The sequence below is a fragment of the Dysgonomonas sp. Shenzhen-Wh21 genome, assembly GCF_043392705.1.
Taxonomy (GTDB): domain Bacteria; phylum Bacteroidota; class Bacteroidia; order Bacteroidales; family Dysgonomonadaceae; genus Dysgonomonas.
On record NZ_JAIXHZ010000022.1, the window covers coordinates 1 to 4,109 of the forward strand.

Sequence of the window (4,109 nt, forward strand, 5' to 3'; positions counted from 1 at the left end):
GTTTGGCAAACGAAATATCTGAAACGATAAGTCGCATTATGAAAACAAAGCCATAATAGTATTTGATTAATTAATTAATAAAAGCCTGTCTTTCCAGGCTGTCAGGCGTTTATATTCAATATTACGTTATATTGGCTTTGTTTTCATAATGCGACTTATCGTTTCAGATATTTCGTTTGCCAAACTACTTTAAATTATATGTGTTGTTTCCTCGCACACACAACACCCGAACCCATATTACTTGCAAAGCATCATCTCAATTGGGATTTAATTTTAGATCAAAACTAGTAATTACCTAATGCCATATAAAAGACAAAAGAGGCTTTGCCGTTGCAAAAGCCTCTTTTTACAGATTAACTAAAAAACTTTCTTATAAGGAATTTTACGGAGTATCAGGATCGGATGGATTGATAATACCGTCTGCAGTTTCAATCTCGCCTTCATAAAAAGGCATGTGGCAAATATCGGTACAGTTTGCTGTGATTGTAGTACCCATTTCGTCCGTGGCAGCACCACCTAGAGCCATTGCCACATCTGTATTGGTAGGATACATCTCGTTACCTATCACTCGATATCTACCCGGTTTGTCCTGTACAAGATAAACAAGATCACTGTTAGCTGCTATCTGGGATAATCCGGCAGATTCAGCATCAACGTTCGGAACAACTAAAACAGCCTGGTTGAGATATGTTTTAGACGGTTTCGAGCCTTGAACTTCTGCTGTAGCAGGTGATCTGTCTACTGTTATATCCATCGATTGCCAAACCTTTTCGGCTGCCAGTTCGAAGTTTCCTACGTATGTAGCCAGTTTGCCCATTGTTTGTCCGGCAGTTAATGCTGTAGGACGAGTTGGCCATTTCACTATATTGCTTTTAGGTGTGAAAAACACCTTTTTGCGCAATCCCGGTAAATTAGTTTGACCCTCACACCATTCCAGTGAGTTGGGGTCTAGTGGTGTACATGACATAATATTAAGTCGTATGCAGTTTGCCGATTAATAATTTCTTAGCATGAATGCTCTCATATTGGGTTCCGAATATGATAGCAGAAGAGAGTGTTACCATGAATGGTGCAAACTTGTCTATATCCACACTTTCAAGGTCGTTTCCGTTACCTGTACCGACAATCATGTTAGTCTTTTGTGTCAACTGGATGATGTCTGAATCGGCTTTATTCGATAATGCAACGATTTCACATTTACCGCCACTTCCTTCAAGATATCTTTTTTCGAAAGATGTATTATACGGTGTAGCACCAACAGTGGCCTGATAATCGTCCTCATAGGCTTCTTTTACGGCAAAAGGTACAAGCATTTGAGTTGGCACTCCTTTCAACTCATCTTTTGCTGCCCGATAATATGTTTTAAGAGCATCTACGGCATTTGTAGAGTCTATTGCTTCCGAGAATTCATATAGGTTACCCAATGTAGTAGTGATATTATTGGCTGTGATTTCACTCTTAGCAATAGTATCAAAACCATTGAATAAGTCTTTACTCAATGTTCCGGAATCGTTTCTTACTGCGGTAAACAATGAAGAGTTTAGTCCCTCAGACAAACTCAGCATCATAGCAGAAAGTACAGCCTTAACAATTTCTGTACGTGTAAGCGCCTGACCATGTATCACAAGACTACCGTATACTGATTGTAATACGGTATTGGGATCAAATTCTTTGATCACTGATCCTAGATAAGTCTCAAGTGTTCTTCCTTTGATGGTTACATCTCCACTTTTACGATTAGGATCGTAAGGCCCAAATTGAGAACCGTCATTAATTTGACCTACTGTAGATTTGTATTGAACACCAGTCCTGAGTGTAACGTAAGGTAAGGACGATTGCAAGGCGATAGCCGGCAATGTTAATAACATTTTCCGGAATTCATGAGCTGATTTTTTCAGCTCATCGGGTGATATTACAATATTTGCCATATTTTATTTAGTTAGCATGTCATACATTTTTTTAGCTTCGATAGATGCTTTCAGTTCGGCATCTTCAAAACCTTTACCTTTACCCGTATCTGAATTTTTATTCACAGGATCAGAGCCTGCACCGGGCGAGGCTTTCAGGGCGTCATAATCAGCTTTAAGCTGATCGTACTCAGTAGATTTCTTTGTCAGATTGTCTAATGCTACTTGTTTGTCATCATTAGCTGACTTAAGGGCGTCGTTCATTTTGGTTAACTGATCCTCGGAAACATTGGCTTTTCCTTCGGTCAGTTCAATACCTTCTACTCCCAGAAGGGTATTGATGTGAGTCCAGTCTTTTTTCATATTTATTACAGGATTTTCGTCAGTTTTTTCTTTGTTTGTATTTTTACCTATCCGGGAAAGAATATCATTTTTGAATACATCAAGTTTTTCTTCTATTTTTTCTAACAGGCCTTTTGTTTCTTCCTGATTGTTCCGGATAGTTGGGAAAGGAAGTTCTGCAACATTGAACTTTTCTTTCATTTCGGGGGTGAAATTTACTTTTCCGGTAGATTTTCCGAATACTTCGTCTACCAGGCCCCATTCTTTAGCCTCATTTGCTGTCAGCCATGTCGCTTGCTTCATCAGATTAAGTACATCAGTTATACTTTTCCCTGTTTTAACAGCATATTTACGGGCTAAAACGAGTGTAACTTTCTCGTTTTCCTTCTTTTCTTTTTCAAGTTGATCAATAAGGGCCTGTATATCGTCTTCGTTCATCATACCCCAGGCGTCTACCCATGACATTGCTTTGTGAATGAGATATAGAGAATCGATGTGAGCACGCACTTTATTAGCACCTAAAGTCAAAACAGTAGTTGCAGAAGCATTGAACGAGAACATATCAACTGTTACATCACCGTGCGACTCAAATTGAGCGGCAATATCAAGAGCATCATTTACGCTACCGCCCAAAGAATTTGTACGGACATATACCGGCTTGTTTTTATTTTCAGACAGCTTATTCTTTACCCACTTGCGTCCGTTAAAGTAATCACCTATATAGCCGTCCAGGTCTATTTGATATTCCATATTAAAAAGAAAAAAGTTGCATCGTTATTAATTTCAATGCAACTTTATATAGAATATAGGGTATGTAAAAAGACTAAGATTTGTTCTTTTTTATGAATTTATCTATATTATCATGGTAAATGTCACCTACTACCCGCCAATTATATGTTTTAATATCATACTCAGTTATAGGAAGAAAATAATCATGTTTTTTATTAATACTCTTATATCCGAATATCCCGTCTTGAAAATCAATAATTATATAGGTTGGCTTATCGTCAGCATAATATCTTTGAATAATATCACCATCAAATATTCTATTAGGCTTTGTTGAAGTATCATAGAATGATGAAAATTGAGAGATACTTTCGGGTATAACTCCCATAACTTTACTGAAGTTTGATTCTATTGTCGTTATACAGGATATCATTCCGCGCTCTTGATGTAAAAATTGCGTATAAAATCCATAAAGCCACGATTTCTTATCATCTTCGTCTATGCCTCTGAATATTATTTCTCTCATTCATTCTTAATTTTAAGTGCTGCCTTCAATAATTCTACCTGTTGTTTTTGATTTTTATTTGCACATTCTACCAACTTATATAGATGCTGTGAGACTTGTGCAAAAGTGGGAGCTATACTTCTCGCTGCATTAGCAAGCTGTTTTAAATTTATTTGGCCTTCTTGTTTTTGCATGACTATTCTATTTCTAAAAATGGAAAGAGATTCGAATAAGTTATCTCGAGCTCAGTAATATTTACGCCCGAAGGTTCGGCCGGATTATCATGTTTCGCTGTTGATATGGGAAATGGCATCTCGTTGGTTCCCATCAGCCACTGACGATTGTTTACATCTGTCAATCGGTAAACTATATTCCTGTTTGCGAGGAATGTTTCCAGGTTCCACGGCATAACCTGTTGTTCGCCGATTCTCATAACCATCTTAGAGGTATATATATCTTGACCTGATACACGTTTGGTTTCATAACTTGCTGCAGCAAGTCCTTCTATACAGATAGTGGTAAAAGTACCGACTATCTGGATTGGAATTCCGTGAGCGATTTTTTCATTCGCTACGATAGTCACAAAATCTGCAATGGCAAATTCGACTATTTTTATGGCTGGTAAAAAC

Annotated in this window: 6 protein-coding genes; all 6 read right to left on the bottom strand. The window is 37.7% G+C overall.

What is annotated here, in order from left to right:
• Nucleotides 1-382: 382 nt before the first annotated feature.
• Nucleotides 383-967, bottom strand: coding sequence for a hypothetical protein (locus tag LDB17_RS00980; RefSeq protein WP_252636398.1), 585 nt, complete (start codon nucleotides 965-967; stop codon nucleotides 383-385).
• Nucleotides 968-971: 4 nt separating this feature from the next.
• Nucleotides 972-1,928, bottom strand: coding sequence for a hypothetical protein (locus tag LDB17_RS00985; protein ID WP_252636397.1), 957 nt, complete (start codon nucleotides 1,926-1,928; stop codon nucleotides 972-974).
• A 3-nt stretch (nucleotides 1,929-1,931) separates the two neighbouring features.
• On the bottom strand, nucleotides 1,932-2,999 hold the full coding sequence (locus LDB17_RS00990) for an ATP-dependent Clp protease proteolytic subunit (protein ID WP_252636396.1): 1,068 nt from the start codon (nucleotides 2,997-2,999) through the stop codon (nucleotides 1,932-1,934).
• A 73-nt stretch (nucleotides 3,000-3,072) separates the two neighbouring features.
• The gene (locus LDB17_RS00995) at nucleotides 3,073-3,501 is read right to left on the bottom strand and encodes a YopX family protein (RefSeq protein WP_252636395.1); all 429 of its coding nucleotides are present in this window, start codon (nucleotides 3,499-3,501) and stop codon (nucleotides 3,073-3,075) included.
• Nucleotides 3,498-3,674 (bottom strand): hypothetical protein, encoded by a 177-nt coding sequence (locus LDB17_RS01000; RefSeq protein ID WP_252636394.1) that lies wholly within the window; start codon nucleotides 3,672-3,674, stop codon nucleotides 3,498-3,500. The genes LDB17_RS00995 and LDB17_RS01000 overlap by 4 nt, the downstream gene beginning before the upstream one ends.
• A 2-nt stretch (nucleotides 3,675-3,676) precedes the next feature.
• Nucleotides 3,677-4,109 (bottom strand): hypothetical protein (locus LDB17_RS01005; protein WP_393924835.1); only part of this gene is annotated, 433 nt, incomplete at its 5' end.

What these genes read in the sequence shown, in the direction of transcription:
- LDB17_RS00995 (WP_252636395.1), bottom strand. Translation starts at nt 3,501, where the DNA reads ATGAGAGAAATAATATTCAGAGGCATAGACGAAGATGATAAGAAATCG.
- LDB17_RS00980 (WP_252636398.1), bottom strand. Translation starts at nt 967, where the DNA reads ATGTCATGTACACCACTAGACCCCAACTCACTGGAATGGTGTGAGGGT.
- LDB17_RS01000 (WP_252636394.1), bottom strand. Translation starts at nt 3,674, where the DNA reads ATGCAAAAACAAGAAGGCCAAATAAATTTAAAACAGCTTGCTAATGCA.
- LDB17_RS00985 (WP_252636397.1), bottom strand. Translation starts at nt 1,928, where the DNA reads ATGGCAAATATTGTAATATCACCCGATGAGCTGAAAAAATCAGCTCAT.
- LDB17_RS00990 (WP_252636396.1), bottom strand. Translation starts at nt 2,999, where the DNA reads ATGGAATATCAAATAGACCTGGACGGCTATATAGGTGATTACTTTAAC.